Below are 22,556 nucleotides of genomic sequence, written 5' to 3' on the forward strand. Positions count from 1 at the left end.
CCGACGAGGAGCCACGCCATGAGCATCCAGTCCATCAACCACGTGCAGCTGGCCTTTCCGGCCGGTGCCGAGGCGCCCATCCGGCGCTTCTATGCCAGCCTGCTGGGGCTGCCCGAAGTGCGCCTGCAGGCGGGCAACACGCTGCGCTTTGCGGCGGGCACCCAGCGCATCGACCTGGTGCCCACCGAGCACTGGCAGCCCGCGCCCGCAGTGTCGCACCTGGCATTCGAGGTGCAGGACCTGCCGGCCCTGCGCCACCGCCTGCTGCAGGCCGAACTGGCGCTGGTGGAAAACCGCGCACTGCCCGGCTACCTGCGCTTTTACGTCAAGGACCCGGCGGGCAACCAGCTGGAGTTCTTGGAGCCTGACCACGAACCGGAAATCAACCCATGACACAGACTGTCCGAGAGCTGCAGGTATCGCCCGTGGCCGACTCCGTCGATCTGCCGATCGAGAGTCCCTTGCTGCCCGCGCCGCTGGCCCGCTTCCTTGCCAGCGTTGCGCAGCGCCTGCTGCCCTGGGCCGTGCCCGTGGGGCTGATCGTGCTGTGGCAGATCGCGTCGTCGCAGGGATGGCTCTCCACCCGGGTGCTGCCCGCGCCCCTGGAGGTGATCAAGGCCGCCTGGACGTTGACCGTGTCGGGCGAGCTGTGGACCCACGTCAAGGTGAGCGCGGGCCGCGCGCTCGCGGGCCTGGCGATCGGCGGTGGCCTGGGCCTGCTGCTGGGCCTGCTCACGGGCTCGGTGCGCGTGTTCGAGACCTTGCTCGACTCCACCATCCAGATGGTGCGCAACATCCCCGCGCTGGCGCTGATTCCGCTGGTCATCCTGTGGTTCGGCATCGATGAGTCGGCCAAGCTGTTCCTCATCAGCGTGTCGGTGTTCTTCCCGATCTACCTCAACACCTTCCACGGCATCCGCAACGTGGACCCAGGCCTGATCGAGATGGGGCGCACCTATGGCCTCGGCCGCTGGCAGCTGTACAAGCAGATCATCCTGCCCGGCGCGCTCTCCAGCATCCTCGTGGGCCTGCGTTTCTCGCTGGGCCTGATGTGGGTGATCCTGATCGTGGCCGAGACCATCTCCGCGCAGGCGGGTATCGGCTACCTCACGATGAACGCGCGGGAGTTCCTGCAGACCGACATCGTGCTGGTCGGCATCCTGCTGTACGCGCTGCTGGGCAAGCTGGCCGATCTGTTCGCCAAGGGCCTGGAGCGCTACTGGCTGCGTTGGCATCCTGGTTATGCAACCCCCTGAGCAGCTGCGCGGCTTCCTCCTTCTCTCTACGTGCTGCGCGCTAGGGGAAGGGGGACGACACCGGCGCGGCGGCGGGGCGGCCCTTGCGCGGCGTCTCTCGCACCGGGCGCGCCAGTTGCAGGGGATGCGGCGATGCATCGGCCCCTGAGTTGCCAAGTTCCTCCTCATTTCAAGTTATCGACCACCATGACCACCCCTTTCCACATTCATCGGCGCACCATGCTGGGTGCCATCGCCGCGCTGTCGAGCGGCCTGGCCGCCGCGCAGGGCAAGCCTGAGACCCTGCAAACATTGCGCATAGGACTTCAAAAATCCTCCACCCTCACCACCATCCTGCGCACGCGCGGCACGCTGGAGCAGCTGCTCGCGCCGCTCAACGTCAAGGTGACGTGGCACGAGTTCACCAGTGGCCTGCCGCTGCTCGAAGCGCTGAACCTGGGCAACATCGACGTGAGCGCCGACGTGGCCGACACCGTGCCGGTGTTTGCCCAGGCAGCGGGCGCCAACCTCACTTTCGTGGCGCAGGAGTCGCCTTCGCCATCCGCCCAGGCCATCGTGGTGCGCGCCGATTCGCCCATCAAGACGGTTGCCGACCTCAAGGGCAAGAAGATCGGTTTTGCCAAGGCCGCTGGCGTGCACTTCTTGTTGATCGCCGCGCTGGAAAAGTCGGGCCTCGCGTTCAAGGACATCGAGCCTGCGTACCTGACCCCCGCGGATGGCCGCGCAGCCTTCGAGCGCGGCGCCATCGACGCCTGGGTGGTGTGGGACCCGTTCCTCGCTGCCGTGCAAAAGCAGTCCACTGTGCGGGTGCTGGCCGACGGGCGCGACCTGGCCTCCTACCAGCGCTACTACCTGGCCGGCACCCCGTTTGCCCAGGCGCGGCCCGACGTGCTGCGCGTGTTCTTCAACGAGCTGCAGAAGGCTGGCGTCTGGGTCAAGCAAAGCCCCAAGGACGCGGCCGCGCTGCTGGCGCCCGTGTGGGGGCTGGATGCGGGCGTGATCGAGCTGGCCAACAGCCGCCGCAGCTACGAGGTGCGTGCCGTGGTGCCCGCGGCGCTGACTGAACAACAACGCATCGCCGATGCCTTCTTTGCCGAAAAGCTGCTGCCCAGGCGCGTGAATGCGCTCGACGTGCCGCTGTTCAAGACCGGAGCCTGACACCATGACCCAGACCCACACCCCCGCCGCACAAGGCGTGCGCCTGGAAGTGCGCGGCGTGGACAAGCGCTACGGCACCCGCGACGTGCTCAAGAAGACCGAACTCGTCATCGAGCCCGGCCAGTTCGTGGCCATCGTGGGCCGCAGCGGCTGCGGCAAGAGCACGCTGCTGCGCCTGGTGGCCGGGCTCGAATCCGTCTCGGGCGGCGCGATCCGCCTGGACGGCAAGGACGTGGCCGGGCTGAGCGACGACACCCGCATCATGTTCCAGGACTCGCGCCTGCTGCCCTGGAAGCGAGTGGCCGACAACGTGGCCCTGGGCCTGCCGCCTGCGCGGCGCGGCGCCGCCGCCGACGTGCTGGCGCGCGTGGGCCTGGGTGACCGCCTGACCGAGTGGCCAGCACGCCTGTCCGGCGGCCAGCGCCAGCGCGTGGCCCTGGCCCGTGCGCTGGTGCACAACCCGCGCCTGCTGCTGCTCGACGAGCCCCTGGGCGCGCTCGATGCGCTGACCCGCATCGAGATGCACCGCCTCATCGAAGGCCTGTGGCGCAGCAGCGGCTTCACCGCGCTGCTGGTGACCCACGATGTGCAGGAGGCCGTGGCCCTGGCCGACCGCGTGATCCTGATCGAGGACGGCCAGATCGCGCTCGACCAGCGCATCGACCTGCCACGCCCGCGATCGCACGGCGACGCTGCCTTTGCCGCCATTGAAAAACGCATCCTGGACCGCGTGCTGCAAAAGCCCGACGGCGAGCCGGCGCACGAAGCGCCATGGCCCGGCGTGCCTGCGCATGGTCTGCGCTGGGCGGTGTAGCCGTTTCTGGCGCCTGCTGCCTTTCATTGCTTTCTTTTTTTGTCTTCTGTCATTCCTTTCTTCGCCCTACGGCCCCATCAAGGAGAACCCCATGTCCATCCAAGCCATCAACGTCCGCAACCAGTTCAAGGGCAAAGTCCGCGAGATCGTGCGCGGCGATGTCGTCTCCGAAGTCGATGTCGAAACCCCCTGGGGCATCGTCACGTCGGTCATCACCACGCGCTCGGTGGACGAGCTGGCGCTGGTCGTGGGCTCCGACGTGGTCGCGCTGGTCAAGTCGACCGAGGTGTCCATCGCCAAGCTGTGAGTGGATGTGAGAGAAATATGCCCTTACCGCTTGCTGGTAGGGCGCAAGGCGCTATAAAAAATGTAGTGTTTGTAGATGGACTATGCAGCGCCGGTCACGGCGGCCTTTCGCTCCTCAGGCCCTTTCGCAGGGCCTGAGTCTCTGGTGTCGAGGGGGCAGGGGGCTTGGGTGGATGGGACCTCGCAGAAGCAGCGGCGCAGACGGCCGGGATTGCGACACAGAGTGATATGTCGTATGATGCGCATCATGCTAAAGTCCACACCCCATTCCAGAGCCGCCGCCAAGGAGGCCACGCACGAGCGCATCGTGTCGGTGGCCTCGCGCGCGATCCGGCGCCAGGGCTACCACGGCACGGGCGTGGCGGACATCATGAAAGAGGCGGGCCTGACGCACGGCGCCTTCTACGCGCATTTCGACTCCCGCGAGGCCATGCTGGCCGAGGCCGCCGCCAAGGCATGCACCGAATCCGCAGCGCTGGCGGCCGGTGCCGCGGCCGGCGAGCCGTCGCCCCGCGCGCTGGCCGCCATGCTCTCGGCCTATCTGTCGCGCCAGCATGTCGAGAGCGTCGAGATGGGCTGCCCCCTGGTCGCCCTGGGCTCGGAGACATCGCGCCAGGCGCCCGAGGTGCGCCGCGTGGCCACCCGGCACATCAAGGAAATGGTCGATCTCATCGCGCGCCAGTCGCCGCAGTGGGGGCAGCCCGCAGCTCACGAACAGGCGCTGGTCACCATGGCCACCATGGTGGGCGCCCTGGTGCTGGCCCGCGCGGTGGACGAGCCCGCGCTGTCGGACAGCCTGCGCGAGGCCGCGCTCAAGCACCTGACGCAGCTGACGAATTCGACGCACGCTGCAGACTCTGCGCCTGCCACGCCGCCCGGCGCGCCCGGCTGACTCCCCCAGCAGCGCGCTTTTTTTTGCCTTTACATATGATGACCATCATGCGAATTTGCTTGCGAGCTGCACGGTTCTGCGCTTTGCCCCTCACCCGGGAAGCCCCATGAAAGCCTTTGTCTTCGACCGCTACGCCAAAAAGGCCGCGCTGCGGCTTGCCGATATGCCCGCCCCGGATCTGCGCGACGACGAGGTGCTGGTCTCTGTGCATGCGGCGGGAATCAACCAGCTGGACTCGAAGATCCGCGACGGTGAGTTCAAGCTCATCCTGCCCTACAAGATGCCCCTCGTCCTCGGGCATGACGTGGCGGGCGTGGTGGTCAGCGTGGGGCCGCGTGTGCGGCAGTTCCAGCCGGGCGACGAGGTCTACGCCCGGGCCGACGATTTCCGCATCGGCACCTTTGCAGAACTCATCGCCGTCAAGGAGTCCTCGCTGGCGCTCAAGCCCCGGGGTCTGACGATGGAAGAGGCGGCGTCGATCCCGCTGGTGGGCCTCACGGCCTGGCAGGCGCTGGTGGAAAAGGCGCAGCTGAAAAAAGGCCAGAAGGTCTTCATCCAGGCGGGGTCCGGCGGGGTGGGCACCTTTGCCATCCAGCTGGCCAGGCACCTGGGCGCCACCGTCGCCACCACGGCCAGCGCGGGCAATGCGGCGCTGGTCCAAAGCCTGGGCGCCGACGTCGTCATCGACTACAAGACGCAGGACTTCGAAGAGGTGCTGCGCGACTACGACGTCGTGCTGCACAGCCAGGACGGCAAGGCGCTGGCCAAGTCGCTGCGCGTGCTCAAGCCCGGCGGCCAGGTCGTCTCGATCTCCGGCCCGCCCGACCCGGCATTCGGCCAGACCCTTCGCGCGCCCGGCTTGGTGCGGCTGGTGATGCGCCTGCTGAGCGCGGGCACCCGGCGGCGCGCCAAAGCGCTGGGCGTGGGCTACTCGTTCCTCTTCATGCGGGCACACGGTGCGCAGCTGCGGGAGATCACGCGCCTTGTCGAAGCGGGCGCCATCCGCCCGGTGGTCGACAAAGTCTTTCCGTTCAGCGCCACCAACGATGCCCTGGCCTATGTGGAAGCGGGCCGCGCCAAGGGCAAGGTCGTCATCAAGGTGGTGTGAGCCAGCAGGCCGCTGCAAATCCCTTTTTCACACGTCGCCGGTCCCCACCCAACCTCCCATCCGTTCAACCTGTCCCTCTGGAGATTTTTATGAAGATCGAAAACGCTGTCGTCCTCATCACCGGTGCCAACCGCGGCATCGGCCTGGCATTTGCGCGCGAGCTGCTCGCCCGCGGCGCACGCAAGGTCTACGCCGGTGCGCGCGACCCCGCCACCATCACGCCCCAGCCCGGCGTGCAGGCCCTGCGCCTGGATGTCAACAACCCGGCCGATGTAGCGGCCGCTGTGGCAGCGGCGCCCGACGTGACGCTGGTGATCAACAACGCCGGCATCGCCCAGCCCGGGGGCTTTCTGGCCGCCGACAGCGAAGAGGTCGCGCGCCGCCTCTTCGACACCAACTTCTTCTCTGTGCTGCGTGTCAGCAAGGCGTTCGCACCCATCCTCGCGGCCAACGGCGGCGGCGCGCTGCTCAATGTGCTGTCGGTGGCGTCGTGGGTCAACGGCGGCGAGCTGGCGGCATATTCGGCCAGCAAGTCCGCCGCCTGGTCGCTGACCAACGCGCTGCGCCACGAACTGGCGGCGCAAAAGACGCAGGTGCTGGGGCTGCACATGGCCTATGTCGATACCGACCTGACGCGCGGCTTCGACGTTCCCAAGTCGAGCCCCGAGCAGATCGTGCAGCGCGCGCTGGACGGCCTGGCGGCAGGCGCGGACGAAGTGCTGGCCGATGAACTCACGCAGCACGTCAAGCTGTCGATGACGGCCACGCGGCCGAGCTACCTGCCGCAGCCCGCCTGAGACACCAGCGACTTCCCCGGCTGAACCGGCCGCTCCCATTCGCCCCGCCAGATCGAAAGGTCTGGCGGGGCGGCTGCGTTTTGCAGCGGCCATCGGGTGGGGCGGCCCGAACAACGGTGCACTCCCAGGGCCCGTGCTTATGCCGTGGCGGCTGCAACTCATGCCCCACACATCTAAGTCAAAGCTTATGAGTAATGACCATTTATTCGTATAAAAAACTTGATTTACATTGCTTCTGGTTGTTTAGTTTTGTGGGTGCGTAGCGGGTGACCCCGCGCGACAGGATCGTTGTCGAAGCCCGCCACCGCCAAGTGCCTGCCCATTCTTTTTCCATCTTCCAGGAGCCTTTCCATGTCCATCCAAGCCATCAACGTCCGCAACCAGTTCAAGGGCAAAGTGCGCGAGATCATTCGCGGCGACGTCGTCTCCGAAGTCGATGTCGAAACCCCCTGGGGCATCGTCACGTCGGTCATCACCACCCGCTCGGTGGACGACCTGGCCCTGGTCGTGGGCTCCGACGTGGTGGCGCTGGTCAAGTCCACCGAAGTGTCCATCGCCAAGCTGTGATCCGGATTTGATGAAAATGGGCCGCCGGCGCTTTCTGGTAAAGCGCTGGCAGCTATTGAAAATATAGCGAACGCCTGTCTGCGCAGGGAGGCCGGCGAGGCGCGTGCACCGGTTCGGTTCAGGCCGGGCGACGAGGTCTGCGCGCGGCGGGCCGATTTCCGCGCGGGTGGCCATGCCGAGCGGGCCGCCCCGCCCATCCATCTCTACAGGGACCCATGAATTTTCAGCAACTGCGCTCCGTGCGCGAAGCCGTGCGCCGGGGCTTCAACCTCACCGAGGTGGCCAACATGCTGCATACCTCGCAACCCGGCGTGAGCCGGCAGATCCGCGAACTGGAAGAAGAACTGGGCGTGGAGATTTTCGTGCGCGCGGGCAAGCGCCTCACGGGCCTGACCCCGCCGGGCGCAGTCCTGCTGCCCACGGTGGAGCGTCTGCTGCTCGAAGCCGACAACCTCAAGCGCGCGGGGCAGGATTTCAGCGACAGCGCGCAGGGCCGCCTGTCGGTGGCGGCCACGCACTCGCAGGCGCGCTACGCGCTGCCGCAGGTGGTGCGCGACTTCCGTGCGCTGTTTCCGCAGGTGTCGCTGCACCTGCACCAGGGCTCGCCGCGCCAGGTGGCCGAGATGCTGCTCAGTGGCGAGGCCGATATCGGCGTCGCCACCGAAGCGCTCGCGGGCTATGACGCGCTGGTCACGCTGCCGTGCTACCGCTGGACGCACAGCATCGTCGTGCCGCCCGGCCACCCGCTGCTGGAGTTGCAGGCGCCGGTCACGCTGGAGCAGCTTGCGCAGCACCCCATCATCACCTACGAGCTGGGCTACACGGGCCGCGCGCACATCGACGAAGCGTTTGCCCGCGAAGGCATCGCGCCCGACATCGTGCTGACGGCCATGGACGCCGACGTGATCAAGACCTATGTGGAGCTGGGCATGGGCGTGGGCATCGTGGCATCGATCGCGGTGGACGCCGAGCGCGACCGCCACCTGCGGCTCATCGACGCGGGCCATCTGTTCGAGGTCAACCTCACGCGGCTGGGCCTGCGCAGGGGCGCCTGGCTGCGCGGCTACGCCTATCACTTCATCGAGAGCTTCGTGCCCACGCTCACGCGCGAGGCGGTGGAGAAGGCCGTGCAGCAAGGCGCGCAAGGGGCGGGCGAGCTTTCGGAGCCGGTGGACCGCTGACGCGGGGCCCGCGGCACTAGCCCACGGGGCGCGGCCGTCAGCGCGGCAGGCAGCCCGCCATGCCCTGGCCGGGCGCGGACACATCGGCCAGCGTGAGGGCCACCGTGGCGTCGTCCTGCCCCGGCGTCTTGGTCAGGCGCGAGCCATTGTTCCACCGCCACTGCCGGCCGTCGAAGCTGTAGATGAGCGTGTGCGTGCGGTTGGACACCAGGTGGGCGGGCGTGAGGGTGATGGCCTGGGCGTCGGCCTCCGACGCGGCGGCGGCCCGGGCCTCGTTGTCCTTGACCACGATCTTGCCCACATAGGGGGTGATGGCGGATTCGGTGCGTGTGAGCTCATGCTGCACCTGGGCGGGGCTGTGGCCGAGCTTGATCCATGGGCCGGCGCCCAGGCGCTGCACGGCGGGCGTGCGCCCGGCCAGGAACCCGGTGCACGATGCGACGATGGCGTCAAACCCCGCCTGGGCCGCGCTGGCCGGGGCTGCCGGGGTGGCACCCGAGCCCGAAGGCCTGTCGCAGCCCGCCAGGGCGATGGTGAGGAGCAGAACCAGGGGGACGCGCAAGGGGAGGGACATGGGATGTGTGGCGGGCGGGATGCACTGGGGCCATTGTGAGCCGCGCGGAGGCCGCCGGGGCTTGACCGGGATCAAGTCTTTGCATTGCCCGCGTGGGCGGCGTTCAACCCGGCGGGGCGGGGCGCCCCGCACACCCACCAGCCTGGCAGCAGCGCTTGCACGGCGTCCCGGCCATAGCGGTCGTCCATCAGGTGCACCACGCCCTCGTCGGTGGGGGTGCGGATCACGCGCCCGGCCGCCTGCACCACCTTCTGCAGGCCGGGGTAAAGATAGGTGTAGTCGTAACCCGCCCCGAACAGGGTTTGCATGCGCTGGCGGATCTGCTCGTTGACGGGGTTGACCTGGGGCAGGCCCAGCGTGGCCAGGAAGGCGCCGATGAGGCGCTGGCCCGGCAGGTCGATGCCCTCGGCGAAGGCGCCGCCCAGCACCGCGAAGGCGATGCCCTGGCTGGTGTCGGTGAAGCGATCGAGGAACTGCCGCTGCTCCGCTTCCAGCATGCGGCGCGACTGGCACCAGTGGGGTACCTCGGGGTGGCATTGCGCAAACAGCGCCGTCGCCTGCTGCAGGTAGTCGTAGCTGCTGAAGAACGCGAGGTAGTTGCCCGGCCGCGCGTGGAACTGCCGCGCCATCAGCGCCACGATGGGAGGCAGCGACGCGCCCCGGTCCGCGTAGCGGGTGGAGATGTGCCGTGCCACCCGCACCTGCAGTTGCGCGGCCTGGAACGGGGACTCGACATCGATCCAGCAATGCCCGGCGGGCAGCCCCAGCAAATCGGCGTAGTAGCGCGCGGGCTGCAGCGTGGCCGAGAAGAGCGTGCTGGTGTGTGCTGCTTCCAACCGGGGCTGCAGGAACGGCGCGGGCACCACGTTGCGGATGCAGACCAGCGATTCGCCCGGCGTGGGCGCCTTGCCGCCCGGGGCCGCAGCGGGCCGCGTGATGTCCACCAGCGAATGCGCATCCAGCAGCTCGGCCATGCGCACCACGTGCAGGGCATCGAAGTAGAAGGCCTGCAGCGCCGGATCGGGCTGCGCCGGCTGGTCGGCGAAGTGTTCGGTGAGCGTGCTGCCGCACTGCTGCAGGGCGGCCAGCAGCTTGTCGGGGAAAGCCTCCAGCACGGCATAGCCGCCGGTTTGCGCCTTGTCCAGCGCCACCCAGCAGCGGCGCACCTTGTCCAGAGCCTTCTTCACGGGGGCATGGCGCGCGGCGGTGGTGCTGCGGCGGGCTTCGGCCAGCGCGGCGGGGCGCAGCTCGGCGGTGTACATCTTGCGGCCTCGCTCGACGAGGTTGTGCGCCTCGTCCACCAGCAGCGCCGCGCGCCAGCCATTGGCCTGGGCCAGGCCGTGCAGCAGCCCGCCCATGTCGAAGTAGTAGTTGTAGTCGCCCACCACCACGTCGGCCCAGCGCGCCAGCTCCTGGCTCAGGTAGTAGGGGCAGACCTGGTGCTGCAGGGCGGCCTCGCGCACGCGCGCCTGGTGCAGTGCCACCCGCTGATCCGCGCCGCCGTCCGATGGCTGCAGCGCGGCGGCACGTGCGGCGGGCAGGCGGTCGTAGAAGCCCTGGGCCAGCGGGCAGGATTCGCCGTGGCAGGCCTTGTCGGGGTGCTCGCAGGCCTTGTCGCGCGCCACCAGTTCCAGCACGCGCAGCGGCAGGGCGGGGGCGCTGCCGCACAGGCGCGAGAGGGTGTCCAGGGCCGTCTGCCGCCCCGAGGTCTTGGCGGCGAGGAAGAACACCTTGTCCAGCCGCTGCGCGGGCACCGCCTTGAGCAGCGGGAACAGGGTGCCCATGGTCTTGCCGATGCCCGTGGGCGCCTGGGCCAGCAGGCAGCGGCCAGCGGAGGTGGCCTTGTAGACGGCTTCCGCCAGGGGGCGCTGGCCGGTGCGAAAGCCGCCGAACGGGAAGGCCAGTGCCGTGAGCGCCGCGTCGCGCGCGGCGCGGTGCGCCACCTGCGCCTCGGCCCAGGCGATGAAGCGCTCGCACTGCGCCTCGAAATGCCGCTGCAGCTCGGAGGCAGCATGGCGTTCGGTGAACACCGTCTCCTGCTGGCTGCCGATGTCGAAGTAGACCAGCGCCAGGTCGATGTGGGCCAGGCCTTCCTGCGCGCACAGCAGCCAGCCGTAGATGCGCGCCTGGGCCCAGTGCAGCGCGCGGTGCGAGGCGGGCTGGCGGTCGAGCCGGCCCTTGAAGGTCTTGACCTCGTCGAGCCGGCCATGCTCGGGGTCGAAGCCATCGGCCCGGCCGCGCACGCGCAGGCCCTTGTAGCTGCCAGCCAGCGCCACCTCGGCGCGGTAGCCCGCGCCCCGGCGCGCGGCGGCCACCGCATGGCCGGCCATGCCTTCCAGCGCCGTGGGGGCGGGCGTGAAGCGCAGGTCCAGGTCGCCCTGCTTGGCGGTGAACTCGCACAGCTCGCGCACCGCCACGGTGTAGGTCATGGCATGTCCGCGGGAGGCAGTTCGCCAGCACCGGGCTCGCCCAGGTGGGCCTGCGCCGTCTCGTCCTCGCCGCGCAGCGGCGTGGCCTTGCACAGGGCCATCCACACCGCGAAGGGCAGGGTGCAGCTCGCATGGCGCGCGGGGCGCAACAGCTCGAAGCGGCCATCGTCCAGCCCGCCATGCAGCACCCAGATGCCGAAGTGCTCGGGAATCTCGCCGGCCTCGGCGATGCCGGCCGGGAACACGTAGTAGCACTCCTCGCACAGCCACTGGTAGGCCTGGCGCTTGGCGTCATGGCGCAGGTCCGAGAGCAGGTCGGCGCGGCTGTACTTGATCTCGTGGACCATGGGCTGCAGGTACGCCGGCACGCTGGTATTGCGCACCGAGAACAGGTCCGGCCGCGCCATGCGCCAGACGTTGGCTGCGGTGCGGCGGGCGGGCGTGTCTTCGCTCCACAGCGGGCTGCTGGTGGCCGGGATGGGGGCAGGGGCTTCGGGCACAGCCCCGTCGATCACGGCGCGCAGCGACAGCTCACGCCAGACGATGCGGCCCGAGGCCAGCAGGTGCCCGGCAAACTTCTGGCCCAGGCGGTCGTGCGCGCTCAACGCCCGCGCGCCACGCTGGCGCGCCTGTGCCAGGGTGCGGATACCTTCCTCGGTCAGGCGCAGCGTCTCGCAGCCTTCGGGCGAGGTGTGCAGCACCACCAGCTGCGCGGCCAGCAGGTCGATTTCCAGCGCATCCTTGCACGGCCAGCCCGCCGAACGCCAGATCTGCATCAGGCGCGCGCGGTGAAAGCGGGTGAGGGTGAGCGGTGTCATGGCACAAGGATAAAACACTGATTGTAATTACAGTGTTCTGCCCGGACGCCACCTGCTTTCCGGACGCTCGGTACACCCCGGCCGGCATGCGGCCCGTCACCATTCGGCGAAGCTGCCGTCGCGGTGGCGCCACACGGGGTTGCGCCAGCGGTGGCCTTCGGAAGCGCGTTCGCGCACATACGCCTCGTTGACCTCGATGCCCAGGCCCGGGCCGTGGGGAATGGCCACCATGCCGTCCTCGTACGCGAACACCTCGCCGTTGGACACGTAGTCGAGCAGGTCGTTGCTGGCGTTGTAGTGGATGCCCAGGCTCTGCTCCTGGATGAAGGCGTTGTAGCAGACGCCGTCGAGCTGCAGGTTGGCCGCCAGCGCGATCGGCCCCAGGGGGCAGTGCAGGGCCAGGGCCACGTCGTAGGCCTCGGCCATGGTGGCGATCTTGCGCGTCTCGGTGATGCCGCCCGAGTGCGAGGGGTCGGGCTGGATGATGTCCACATAGCCCTCGGACAGCACGCGCTTGAAGTCCCAGCGCGAGTACAGCCGCTCGCCCAGCGCGATGGGGGTGGACGAGAGGTGCGCCAGCTCCTTCAGGGCCTCGTAGTGCTCGCTGAGCACGGGCTCCTCGATGAACATCAGCCGGTAGGGTTCGAGCTCCTTGAACAGCACCTTGGCCATGGGCTTGTGCACGCGGCCATGGAAGTCCACGCCGATGCCCACATTGGGGCCCACCGCCTCGCGCACGGCGGCCACGTTCTGTAGGCATTTCTCGACCTTGTCGAAGCTGTCCACGTACTGCATTTCCTCGGTGCCGTTCATCTTCACCGCGGTGAAGCCGCGCTCCACGGCGGCCTTGGCCGCCGCGGCGGTCTCGCTGGGCCGGTCGCCGCCGATCCAGCTGTAGACCTTGATGCGGTCGCGCACGCAGCCGCCCAGCAGCTCGGACACGGGCACGCCCAGGGCCTTGCCCTTGATGTCCCACAGCGCCTGGTCGATGCCCGCCAGCGCACTCATGTGGATGCCGCCGCCGCGGTAGAAGCCGCCGCGGTAGAGCACCGTCCAGTGGTCCTCGATGTGGCGCGGGTCCTTGCCGATCAGGTAGTCGCCCAGCTCCTCGACGGCGGCGGCCACGGTGTGGGCCCGGCCTTCGAGCACGGGCTCGCCCCAGCCGACGATGCCTTCGTCGGTCTCGATTTTCAGGAAGCACCAGCGTGGTGGCACCAGGAATGTGGTCAGTCGGGTGATCTTCATGGGGCAGGATGCAAAGCGGAAATGGAAGAGGCGGCGGAGGACGCGCCGCCGTAGGCGCCGCGCCAGGCCTGCATGAAGGCCGCGGCCTGGCGAGCCACGTCGGGCGCGGTGTCCCCCGGACGGTAGAGGGCCGAGCCCAGGCCGAAGCCGCTGGCCCCGGCGGCCGCGTAGGTGGCAATGGCCTCGGGCACGATGCCGCCCACGGGCACCAGCGCCATGGGCGGGGTGATCACGGCGCGCCAGGCCTTGAGCACATGCGGGGGCAGGGCTTCGGCCGGAAAGAGCTTGAGCATGTTGGCGCCCGCCGCCAGCGCGGCATAGGCCTCGGTCAGCGTGGCCACGCCGGGCGCGCACGCCATGCCGGCCGCGCGTGCGGTGCGGATCACTTGGGGGTCGCTGTGGGGCATGACGATGATCTGCCCGCCTGCCACCGCCACATCGGCACAGGCCTCGGGCGTGAGCACCGTGCCTGCGCCCACCAGGCAGTCGGCGGGCAGCGCGTCGCGCAGCGCGCGGATGCTGGCCAGGGGCTCGGGGGAGTTGAGCGGCACCTCGATGATGCGAAACCCCGCGTCGTACAGCGCATGGCCAATGGCCACCACCTCATGGGGCTGCACGCCGCGCAGGATGGCGATCAGGCCGCAGTGCTGCATGGTGTTGAAGAGGTTCTTGTCGATGGGGTTCATGCGGCTTGGCTCCTGGGGGATGGTGTTTGCTGTGCGCCAGGGACAACCAGCCCGGCTGCCAGCGCGATCTGCCACAAGCCAGTGACCGTGGCTTGGGCGGCAATAGTGGGCGGCGCGAAGCCACAGGCCTGCAGGGCGATGGCGTAGCGGCGGCACAGGTCGGCCTCGCCGCACAGCACCAGCGGGAGGGGGGCGGGGCCGGTGGGCGGGTGCAGGCGCGCCAGGCTGGCGATCTCGTGGCCGATGAGGATGCCCGAGAGGTAGTCCGCCTGTGCCGTGGCGGGCAGTGCGCCGGTCAGGCCCAGCGTGCGCGTGCTGAAGATGTGCGACAGCAGGCCCGGGGCGGCATCGCTGCCGCGCGCCACCTGCAGGCCTTGCGCGAATGCGGCGTCGTCGGGATCGGCCGGGGCCTGCATCGTCCGGCCCAGGATGGTGTGGCCGCGCAGTACGGCAAACACTTCGCCCGTCATGAAGGTGTGGAACCGATCGATGCTGCGCCGGGTGCCGTCTCTCTGCGCCACCACCCACTTGCTGTGCGTGCCCGGCAGGCCCACGAGCAGCGGGCCTTGGTCCGCCAGGGCGGCATCGGCCAGCACGCCCAGCACCTGCGTCTCTTCGCCGCGCATCACATTGGGCAGGCCGGAGCGCTGCAGCAGCCCGGGCACGATGTGCAAGGGTGCGGCGTTGCCACGCTGCACCACGGCCAGCCCGCGCGCCAAGTCGTCCAGCGAGGTGGGGGTGTCGATGTAGCGGGCTTCGCGCCAGCCCTGTGCGCTGCCCACCATGCCGCAGGCCAGCACGGCTGCCGACGGCAGGGCGGCCAGCCAGTCGCCGCAGGCGTCCTGCAATGCGCGCTCGAAGGCCATGCCGGGCTCCGCGTCGGCCTGCCCAGCGGGGGCCGGGGGCAGGTTCATGATGCCCCAGGGGCGGCCGCGCTGTTCCAGCACCTGCCCGCCGGCACCCAGGCGGAAGGCGCGCAGCGAACTGGTGCCCCAGTCCAGGGCGATCAGGCGGGTGTCCGGGAGGTTGGCGGTGTGGGCCATGGCGTGCCTATCGGCCCCAGCGCAGCACCAGCGGGTCCAGCCGGCGCGCGATGTCGATGAGGCCCCTGCGTACTTCAGGGTGCATGGCCGGGAAGGGGTGGCGGCCGGCCTCGCTGGCGATCACGCCGCCTTCCTTCATGAGCGCCTTGGCGGTGAGGATGCCGCCCTGGCGGTTCTCGTGGTTGATGAGCGGCAGCCAGCGCTGGTAGAGCGCGAAGGCCTGGTCCATGTCGCCCTGGCGGTGGGCTTCGATGATGGGGCGGATGCCGTCGGGGAAGGCGCCGCCCGTCATCGCGCCGGTGGCACCGGCATCCAGGTCGGCCAGCAGGGTGATGGCCTCTTCGCCGTCCCAGGGGCCTTCGATGGCCGCGCCGCCCAGGCGGATCAGCTCGCGCAGCTTGCTGGCGGCGCCGGGCACTTCGATCTTGAAGTAGGCCAGGTGCTCGATCTCCTGCGCCATGCGCGCGAGGAACGGGGCCGACAGCACGGTGCCGCTCGCGGGCGCGTCCTGCACCATGATCGGGATGCGGATCGCATCGGACACGCGGGCATAGAACTCGTGGATCTGCGCCTCGGGCACGCGGAAGGTGGCGCCGTGGTAGGGCGGCATGATCATCACCATGGCGGCGCCCATGTCCTGCGCGGCGCGGCTGCGCTCGGCGCACACGCGGGTGCCGTAGTGGGTGGTGGTGACGATGACCGGTACACGGCCTGCCACATGCTCCAGCGATGTGCGGGTGATGACTTCGCGCTCGGCGTCCGATAACGAGAACTGCTCGGAGAAGTTGGCCAGGATGCAGACGCCGTCCACACCGGCATCGATCATGAAGTCAAGGCAGCGCTTCTGGCTGTCGAGGTCGAGCGTGCCGTCTTCGTGGAAGGTGGTGGGCACCACGGGGAAGATGCCTCGGTGGCGAGGGTTCTGGAGGGAATGGGTGGCTGGCATGGCGGAGGAAAGGTGGAGATTTGAGTGGAATACGGCTCTGGCGCTTGTCTATCAAGCGCTAAGTGCTATAAAATATGTAGCATTCCAACGAGCTGGTTAGCCGCCGGCATCAGTGAGAGTGGCGAGGGACGGCGGCGCCACGGCAGCCGACGAGGAAGTCAAAGTCGCAGCCATCGTCGGCCTGCAGTACATGGTCCACATACAGGCGCTGGTAGCCGCCGCGCCCGCCGTTGTCGGTGCCCGCCAATGCGGCCAGGCGTGCCGCCAGTTCCTCGTCGCTGATGTCGAGGTGCAGGCGGCCCTGCTCGCAGTCGAGCTCGATGTAGTCGCCGTCGCGCACGGCGGCCAGCGGGCCGCCCGCGGCGGCCTCGGGTGCCACGTGCAGCACCACGGTGCCGTAGGCCGTGCCGCTCATGCGTGCGTCGGAGATGCGCACCATGTCCTTCACGCCCTGGCGCAGCAGCTTGGGCGGCAAGCCCATGTTGCCCACCTCGGCCATGCCGGGGTAGCCCTTGGGGCCGCAGTTCTTCATCACCATCACGCAGCTGGCGTCGATGTCCAGGTCTTCGTCGACGATGCGCTCCTTGTAGTGCTCCAGGTTCTCGAACACCACGGCGCGGCCACGGTGCTTGAGCAGTTCGGGCGAGGCGGCCGAGGGCTTGAGTACCGCGCCGCGTGGCGATAGGTTGCCGCGCAGGATGCAGATGCCGCCATCGGCGATCAGTGGCTTGTCGATGGGGCGGATCACCTCGTCGTTGTACTGCGGCGCCTCGCGCACGTTGTCCCACAGGCTCTTGCCGTTAACGGTGAGCGCGTCGGGGTGCGGCAGCAGGCCGTTTTCGCCCAGGCGGCGCAGCACGGCGGGCAGGCCGCCGGCGTAGTAGAACTCTTCCATCAGGAAGCGGCCCGAGGGCTGCAGGTCCACCAGCGTGGGGGTGCCGCGGCCGATGCGTGTCCAGTCCTCCAGGTCCAGCGGCACGCCGATGCGCCCGGCGATGGCCTTCAGGTGGATCACGGCATTGGTCGAGCCGCCGATGGCGGCATTGGTGCGGATGGCGTTCTCGAAGGCCTCGCGCGTGAGGATCTTGGAGAGCGTGAGCCCCTCGTGCGCCATCTCCACGATGCGCCGCCCCGACATGTGGGCCAGCACATAGCGGCGCGAATCCACGGCCGGGATGGCCGCGTTGTGCGGCAGCGAGGTGCCCAGCGACTCGGCCATGCAGGCCATGGTGCTGGCGGTGCCCATGGTGTTGCAGGTGCCGGCCGAGCGCGACATGCCGGCTTCGGCTGCGAAGAACTGGTGCTCGTTGATCTCGCCCGCCTTCAGCGACTCATGCAGTCGCCACACGGCCGTGCCCGAGCCGATGTCCTTGCCGTCGAGCTTGCCGTTGAGCATGGGCCCGCCCGTGACCACGATGGCCGGCACGTCGCAGCTGGCCGCGCCCATCAGCAGGGCGGGGGTGGTCTTGTCGCAGCCGACGAGCAGCACCACCGCGTCGATGGGGTTGCCGCGGATGGCTTCTTCCACGTCCATGCTGGCCAGGTTGCGCGTGAGCATGGCCGTGGGGCGCAGGTTGGATTCGCCGTTGGAGAACACCGGGAACTCGACCGGAAAGCCGCCGGCCTCGTAGATGCCGCGCTTGACGTGCTCGGCGATTTTGCGAAAGTGCGCGTTGCACGGTGTCAGCTCGGACCAGGTGTTGCAGATGCCGATGATGGGGCGGCCGTCGAACTCATGGTCCGGGATGCCCTGGTTCTTCATCCAGCTGCGGTACATGAAGCCGTTCTTGTCGGCGGTGCCGAACCATTCGGCGGAGCGAAGCTTGCGCGGGGAGGAGGTCATGCTGTTGTGGTTCTGGGAGAGGTGATTCGTGGAATTCAGGAAGGCTTGCCGCTGCGGTGCGTGAGCAGGCGCTGCAGCAGGCAGAAGACGAAGAGCAGCACGCCGACGACGATGCGCGTCCACCACGAGCTGAGCGTGCCGTCGAAGGAAATCAGGGTCTGGATGATTCCGAGCATCAGCACACCGAACAGCGTGCCGGCCACATAGCCCACGCCGCCCGTGAGCAGGGTGCCGCCGATGACCACGGCGGCGATGGCGTCGAGTTCCATGCCCGTGGCATGCAGGCCGTAGCCCGAGAGCATGTAGAAGGTGAACACCACGCCGGCCAGTGCCGAGCAGAAGCCCGAGAGCGTGTACACGCTGATCACCGTGGCGCGCACCGGCAGGCCCATGAGCACCGCCGAGTGCTCGTTGCCGCCCACGGCATACACGTTGCGGCCGAACGGCGTGCAGTGCGCGACGAAGATGGCGGCCAGCAGCACCGCCATGGCGATCAGTGCGCCCAGGGAGAGCGACGCGCCCTCCCACAGTTCCAGGCGCCACTGCGCCATCTCGGAATACGCCTCGTCGGCCATGCTGATCGAATCGATGCTGATCAGGTAGCACAGGCCGCGCGCGAGGAACATGCCGGCCAGCGTCACGATGAAGGGCTGCAGCCGAAAGCGCTCGATCAGGAAGCCCATGAAGGAGCCGAACACCGTGCCCATGAGCAGCACCAGCGGGATGGCGGTGAGCGGGCTCCAGTGGTGGTACTCCACCAGGCTGGCCAGCACCATGGTGGTCAGCGCCACCACCGACCCCACCGACAGGTCGATGCCGCCCGAGAGGATCACGAAGGTCATGCCCACCGCAACGATGATCAGGAAGGCGTTGTCGATCAGCAGGTTGAGGAACACCTGCGCCGAGAAGAAGCCGGTGTAGAGCACCGAACCCGCCGTGGCCATGGCCACGAACAGCGCGATGGTGGCTGCCAGGGGCAGGTACTTGGGGTTCAGTCGCATGCGGGTGGGGGTGGTTGCGCGGGTTGGCGCGGCGGCGCCGGGCGCCACGTCCAGGGTGGGGCTGTGTCCGCCGCTCATGACAGTGCCCCTCCGGCCGCGGGCCGGCGCACCAGGGCGCCGACCTGGGCGCGGAAGTCGGGCGACTGCAGCAGCATCACGATGAACACCACCACGGCCTTGACCACCAGGTTGATCTCGGGCGGCACGCCCAGCGAATAGATGGCATAGGTCAGCGTCTGGATGATGAGCGCGCCGATCACGCTGCCCACCAGGCTGAAGCGCCCGCCGGTCAGCGCCGTGCCGCCCAGCGTGACGGCCAGGATGGCGTCGAGCTCCAGCATCTGGCCGGCGTTGTTGGCGTCCGCGCTCTTCACGTTGGAGCTGATCAGCAGGCCCGCGATGCCCGCGCACACGCCGCAGAAGGCGTAGGCCGCGACGACCAGGCGGCGCGACTGCACGCCGGCCACGCGCGCCGCCGTCGGGTTGATGCCCACGGCCTGGATGAACAGGCCCAGCGCCGTGCGCGTGACCGCCAGGTACAGGCCGGCGAACACCGCGGCCAGCACGAACAGCGAAAACGGCAGGCCCAGCAGGTAGCCCCCGCCCAGGAAGAAGAAGGGCGCGTAGTAGATGGTGATGATCTGCCCGTCGGTGATCAGCTGGGCGATGCCCCGGCCCGCCACCATGAGGATCAGCGTGGCGATGATGGGCTGCATGCCCACCTTGGCCACCAGCAGGCCGTTCCACAGCCCGCACAGCAGTGCCGCGCCGATGGCGCCGGCCACTGCCAGCGGCAGGGGAAAGCGGCTTTCGGTGCCGGAGACCGAGCCGCCGATCATCCAGGCACCCACGGCGGCGGTGATGGCCACCACCGCACCCACCGAGATGTCGATGCCGCGCGTGGCAATCACCATGGTCATGCCCAGCGACACCAGCGCCAGCGGTGCCGCGCGGTTGAGGATGTCGACCAGGCTGCCGTAGAAGTGGCCGTCGCGCCACTCGATGTGCAGGAAGCTGGCGTTGAACGCCGTGTTCACGGCCAGCAGCAGGGCCAGCGTGACCAATGGCCAGGTGAGCCGGTGGCGCAGCGCGGCGGCAAACAGGGAAGGGGTGGGTGCGTCAGGCATTTTCGGCGGCAATCAGTTCGTACACGGCTTCTTCGCTGCTGCCGGCGGGCAGCTCGCCGACCTTGCGGCGGTCGCGCAGCACCACGATGCGGTGCGCCACGCGCACCACCTCGCTCATTTCGGAGGAGATGAAGACCACGGCCATGCCGGCCTCGGCCAGGCGCAGGATCTGTTCCATGATTTCCTGCTTGGCGGCCACGTCGATGCCGCGTGTGGGCTCGTCCAGGATCAACAGGCGCGGCTCAATGGCCATCCAGCGCGCCAGGATCGCCTTTTGCTGGTTGCCGCCCGAGAGCAGCGCGATGGGCGTGTCCACGCTGCTGGTCTTGATGCCCAGCAGCTTGACGTAGCGCTCGGCGATCGCCGTCTGTTCGGCACGCGACAGAAAGCGCCCCATGCCCATGCGCGCCTGCAGTGCCAGCGCGATGTTTTCGCGCACCGAGAGCTCGGCCACGATGCCATCGGTCTTGCGCTCCTCGGGGCACAGGGCCAGGCCCTCGCGGATCGCGTCCATGGGGTTGGCGAAGGCCACTGCCTTGCCGTCGATGCGCAGCACGCCGCGGTCGGGCACCTGCAGGCCGAACAGCAGGCGCGCCAGTTCGGTGCGGCCCGAGCCCAGCAGGCCCGCCAGTCCCACCACCTCGCCGGCCCGTACCTTGAGGTCCAGGGGCTGCAACTGGCCGCTCTGGCCCAGGCCCTCGGCCTGCAGCAGGGCAGTGCTTGCGCCATCGAACCGCGGCGAAACAGGCGGTTCGGTGGACTGCGCGGCCAGCTCGCGCCCCAGCATGGCATTGATCAGCGCCTGCGCCGGCAGGTCGGCCGCCGCCCATTCGCCCACCCAGGCGCCGTTGCGCAGCACCGTGATGCGGTCCGACACGGCGTATACCTGGTTCAAAAAGTGCGTCACGAACACGATGGACAGGCCCTCGCCACGCAGGCGGCGCAGCACCTCGAAGAGCTTTTGCACCTCGTCGTCGTCGAGGCTGGAGGTGGGCTCGTCCAGGATCAGCACCTTGGCCTCGATGCTCAGCGCGCGGGCAATGGCCACCAGCTGTTGCACGGCAACCGGGTAGTCCGAGAGCAGGCTCGTGACGTCGATGGACAGGCCGATGCGCGCCACGAGGTCGCGCGCGCGCTGGTGCAGCGTGGCCCAGTCGATGCGAAAGCCCTGGGCGATGCCGCAGCGCGGGTAGCGCCCGGCGAAGATGTTCTCGGCCACCGACAGGTTGGGGCAGAGGTTGACCTCCTGGTACACCGTGCTGATGCCCAGGCGCTGGGCTGCCAGCGGCGAATCGGGCCACACCGCCTGGCCGGCCAGGCGCATCTGGCCGCCGCTGGCTTCGAGCACCCCGGTGAGCACCTTGATCAGCGTGGACTTGCCCGCGCCGTTCTGGCCCATGAGGGCGTGGATCTCGCCCGGGAAAAGCCTGAGCTGCACGTCGCGCAGCACGGGGATGCCCGAGAAGTGCTTGTGGATGCCTGTGAGCTCCAGCACGGGAGCCAGGGTGTGACCGGCGGCCGAGTCCATGGGCGTCAGGCCTTGTTCTTGTTGTAGACGTCGACCAGCACGGCGGCGAGCAGCACCACGCCCTTGATGACCTGCTGGTAGTCGATGCCGATGCCCAGGATGGACATGCCGTTGTTCATCACCCCCATCACGAAGGCGCCGATGACCGCGCCCATGACCTTGCCCACGCCGCCCGAGGCCGATGCGCCGCCGATGAAACACGCCGCAATCACGTCCAGCTCAAAACCCAGGCCCGCCTTGGGCGTGGCGGTGTTGAGCCGCGCTGCAAACACCAGTCCGGCCAGGGCCGCGAGCACGCCCATGTTGATGAAGGCATACAGCGTGAGCCGCTCGGTCTTGATGCCCGAAAGCCTGGCGGCCTTTTCGTTGCCCCCCATGGCGTAGATGCGGCGGCCAATGGTGGTGCGGCTGGTGACGAAGTCGAACAGCACGATCAGCAGCGCCATCACGATGAGCACGTTGGGCAGCCCCTTGTATGACGCCATGAGGTAGCTGAAGTACACCAGCAGGGCGCCAAACACCACCGTGCGCGCGATGAACAGGCCGGCGGGTTCGGCGCGCACACCGTGCCGCAGGCGGTTGGCGCGTTCGCGCAGGCCGCCCACGGCCAGGGCGGCGGCCACGGCGGCGCCCAGCAGCAGCGAGGTCAGGCGCAGCCCCTCCACGTTGAACAGGTCGGGAATGAAGCCCGAGCTGAGCATCTGGAACGCCGAGGGGAATGGCCCCACCGACTGGCCTGCCAGCAGCGCCAGCGCCAGGCCCTTGAACACCAGCATGCCCGCCAGCGTGACGATGAAGGACGGAATGCGCGAGAAGGCCACGAACCCGCCCTGCACCGCACCGATGAGCCCGCCGCAGAGCAGGCACACCAGCGTGGCGGGTACGAAATGCCAGTTGTATTCGACCATCAGCACCGCTGCCAGCGCGCCGATGAAGCCACACACCGAGCCCACCGACAGGTCGATGTGCCCGGCCACGATGACCATCAGCATGCCCAGCGCCATGATGACGATGTAGCTGTTCTGCAGCACCAGGTTGGTGAGGTTGAGCGGCTGCATCAGCGTGCCGTCCGTCATGTACTGGAAGAAGCCCATGATGGCCACCAGCGTGATCAGCATGCCGTACTCACGGAAGTTGTGCTTGATGTGCTCCAGCAGCGGCTTGTCGTGGTGGGCCGGTGCCTCGGCGGGTGCGCTGGCGAGCGTGGCGGTGGGGGAGGGGGTCATCTGGCTCATTT

At 68.7% G+C, this 22,556-nt stretch carries 22 protein-coding genes; 10 read left to right on the forward strand and 12 right to left on the reverse strand.

Annotated features, from left to right (window positions below; genetic code table 11):
* The first annotated feature begins 18 nt into the window (after positions 1 to 18).
* From KW843_RS07995 to KW843_RS08040, 10 genes are all read left to right on the forward strand, one after another.
* Positions 19 to 393 carry a VOC family protein gene (locus KW843_RS07995; RefSeq protein WP_218294613.1) on the forward strand — a complete coding sequence of 125 codons (375 nt, stop codon included), beginning with the start codon at positions 19 to 21 and terminating at the stop codon, positions 391 to 393.
* Positions 390 to 1,256, forward strand: a complete 867-nt coding sequence (gene ssuC, locus KW843_RS08000) for an aliphatic sulfonate ABC transporter permease SsuC (RefSeq protein ID WP_218294614.1) — start codon at positions 390 to 392, stop codon at positions 1,254 to 1,256. Before KW843_RS07995 ends, ssuC begins: the two co-directional genes overlap by 4 nt.
* Positions 1,257 to 1,442: 186 nt before the next feature.
* Positions 1,443 to 2,414: an aliphatic sulfonate ABC transporter substrate-binding protein gene (locus KW843_RS08005; protein WP_218294615.1), complete on the forward strand. Its 972-nt coding sequence runs from the start codon at positions 1,443 to 1,445 to the stop codon at positions 2,412 to 2,414.
* A gap of 4 nt (positions 2,415 to 2,418) precedes the next feature.
* The gene (locus KW843_RS08010; RefSeq protein ID WP_218294616.1) at positions 2,419 to 3,228 is read left to right on the forward strand and encodes an ATP-binding cassette domain-containing protein; all 810 of its coding nucleotides are present in this window, start codon (positions 2,419 to 2,421) and stop codon (positions 3,226 to 3,228) included.
* A gap of 91 nt (positions 3,229 to 3,319) precedes the next feature.
* Positions 3,320 to 3,535 (forward strand): molybdopterin-binding protein, encoded by a 216-nt coding sequence (locus tag KW843_RS08015; RefSeq protein ID WP_007857120.1) that lies wholly within the window; start codon positions 3,320 to 3,322, stop codon positions 3,533 to 3,535.
* 234 nt (positions 3,536 to 3,769) lie between these two features.
* On the forward strand, positions 3,770 to 4,426 hold the full coding sequence (locus KW843_RS08020) for a TetR/AcrR family transcriptional regulator (protein WP_218294617.1): 657 nt from the start codon (positions 3,770 to 3,772) through the stop codon (positions 4,424 to 4,426).
* Positions 4,427 to 4,532: 106 nt separating this feature from the next.
* The gene (locus KW843_RS08025) at positions 4,533 to 5,534 is read left to right on the forward strand and encodes an NADP-dependent oxidoreductase (RefSeq protein ID WP_218294618.1); all 1,002 of its coding nucleotides are present in this window, start codon (positions 4,533 to 4,535) and stop codon (positions 5,532 to 5,534) included.
* 89 nt (positions 5,535 to 5,623) lie between these two features.
* Positions 5,624 to 6,331: an SDR family oxidoreductase gene (locus tag KW843_RS08030; protein WP_218294619.1), complete on the forward strand. Its 708-nt coding sequence runs from the start codon at positions 5,624 to 5,626 to the stop codon at positions 6,329 to 6,331.
* 351 nt (positions 6,332 to 6,682) lie between these two features.
* A complete protein-coding gene (locus KW843_RS08035; RefSeq protein ID WP_056168199.1) occupies positions 6,683 to 6,898 on the forward strand; it encodes a molybdopterin-binding protein in 216 nt (71 codons plus the stop codon).
* 215 nt (positions 6,899 to 7,113) lie between these two features.
* A complete protein-coding gene (locus KW843_RS08040) occupies positions 7,114 to 8,079 on the forward strand; it encodes a CysB family HTH-type transcriptional regulator (protein WP_218294620.1) in 966 nt (321 codons plus the stop codon).
* A 37-nt stretch (positions 8,080 to 8,116) separates the two neighbouring features.
* Here KW843_RS08040 and KW843_RS08045 read toward each other — a convergent pair whose 3' ends face one another.
* From KW843_RS08045 to mmsB, 12 genes are all read right to left on the reverse strand, one after another.
* A complete protein-coding gene (locus KW843_RS08045; RefSeq protein ID WP_218294621.1) occupies positions 8,117 to 8,653 on the reverse strand; it encodes a hypothetical protein in 537 nt (178 codons plus the stop codon).
* A gap of 71 nt (positions 8,654 to 8,724) precedes the next feature.
* Positions 8,725 to 11,082, reverse strand: coding sequence for an ATP-dependent DNA helicase (locus tag KW843_RS08050; RefSeq protein ID WP_218294622.1), 2,358 nt, complete (start codon positions 11,080 to 11,082; stop codon positions 8,725 to 8,727).
* Complete coding sequence (locus KW843_RS08055) at positions 11,079 to 11,900, reverse strand: hypothetical protein (protein ID WP_218294623.1); 822 nt, start codon at positions 11,898 to 11,900, stop codon at positions 11,079 to 11,081. Before KW843_RS08055 ends, KW843_RS08050 begins: the two co-directional genes overlap by 4 nt.
* A 96-nt stretch (positions 11,901 to 11,996) precedes the next feature.
* On the reverse strand, positions 11,997 to 13,145 hold the full coding sequence (dgoD, locus tag KW843_RS08060) for a galactonate dehydratase (protein WP_218294624.1): 1,149 nt from the start codon (positions 13,143 to 13,145) through the stop codon (positions 11,997 to 11,999).
* Positions 13,142 to 13,831: a 2-dehydro-3-deoxy-6-phosphogalactonate aldolase gene (locus KW843_RS08065; protein ID WP_218294625.1), complete on the reverse strand. Its 690-nt coding sequence runs from the start codon at positions 13,829 to 13,831 to the stop codon at positions 13,142 to 13,144. Before KW843_RS08065 ends, dgoD begins: the two co-directional genes overlap by 4 nt.
* Positions 13,828 to 14,874, reverse strand: coding sequence for a 2-dehydro-3-deoxygalactonokinase (locus KW843_RS08070; RefSeq protein WP_218294626.1), 1,047 nt, complete (start codon positions 14,872 to 14,874; stop codon positions 13,828 to 13,830). The genes KW843_RS08065 and KW843_RS08070 overlap by 4 nt, the downstream gene beginning before the upstream one ends.
* A gap of 7 nt (positions 14,875 to 14,881) precedes the next feature.
* Positions 14,882 to 15,820: a dihydrodipicolinate synthase family protein gene (locus KW843_RS08075; protein ID WP_218294627.1), complete on the reverse strand. Its 939-nt coding sequence runs from the start codon at positions 15,818 to 15,820 to the stop codon at positions 14,882 to 14,884.
* 109 nt (positions 15,821 to 15,929) lie between these two features.
* The gene (locus tag KW843_RS08080; RefSeq protein ID WP_218294628.1) at positions 15,930 to 17,663 is read right to left on the reverse strand and encodes an IlvD/Edd family dehydratase; all 1,734 of its coding nucleotides are present in this window, start codon (positions 17,661 to 17,663) and stop codon (positions 15,930 to 15,932) included.
* 35 nt (positions 17,664 to 17,698) lie between these two features.
* Positions 17,699 to 18,664, reverse strand: coding sequence for a galactofuranose ABC transporter, permease protein YjfF (gene yjfF / locus KW843_RS08085; protein ID WP_218295290.1), 966 nt, complete (start codon positions 18,662 to 18,664; stop codon positions 17,699 to 17,701).
* A 74-nt stretch (positions 18,665 to 18,738) separates the two neighbouring features.
* The gene (locus KW843_RS08090; RefSeq protein WP_218294629.1) at positions 18,739 to 19,791 is read right to left on the reverse strand and encodes an ABC transporter permease; all 1,053 of its coding nucleotides are present in this window, start codon (positions 19,789 to 19,791) and stop codon (positions 18,739 to 18,741) included.
* Positions 19,784 to 21,319, reverse strand: coding sequence for a sugar ABC transporter ATP-binding protein (locus tag KW843_RS08095; protein WP_218294630.1), 1,536 nt, complete (start codon positions 21,317 to 21,319; stop codon positions 19,784 to 19,786). The genes KW843_RS08090 and KW843_RS08095 overlap by 8 nt, the downstream gene beginning before the upstream one ends.
* 5 nt (positions 21,320 to 21,324) lie before the next feature.
* On the reverse strand, positions 21,325 to 22,554 hold the full coding sequence (mmsB, locus tag KW843_RS08100; RefSeq protein ID WP_255594643.1) for a multiple monosaccharide ABC transporter permease: 1,230 nt from the start codon (positions 22,552 to 22,554) through the stop codon (positions 21,325 to 21,327).
* Positions 22,555 to 22,556 lie beyond the last annotated feature (2 nt).

This window comes from Acidovorax sp. sif1233, assembly GCF_019218755.1.
In the GTDB taxonomy this organism is placed as follows: Bacteria; Pseudomonadota; Gammaproteobacteria; order Burkholderiales; family Burkholderiaceae_C; genus Acidovorax.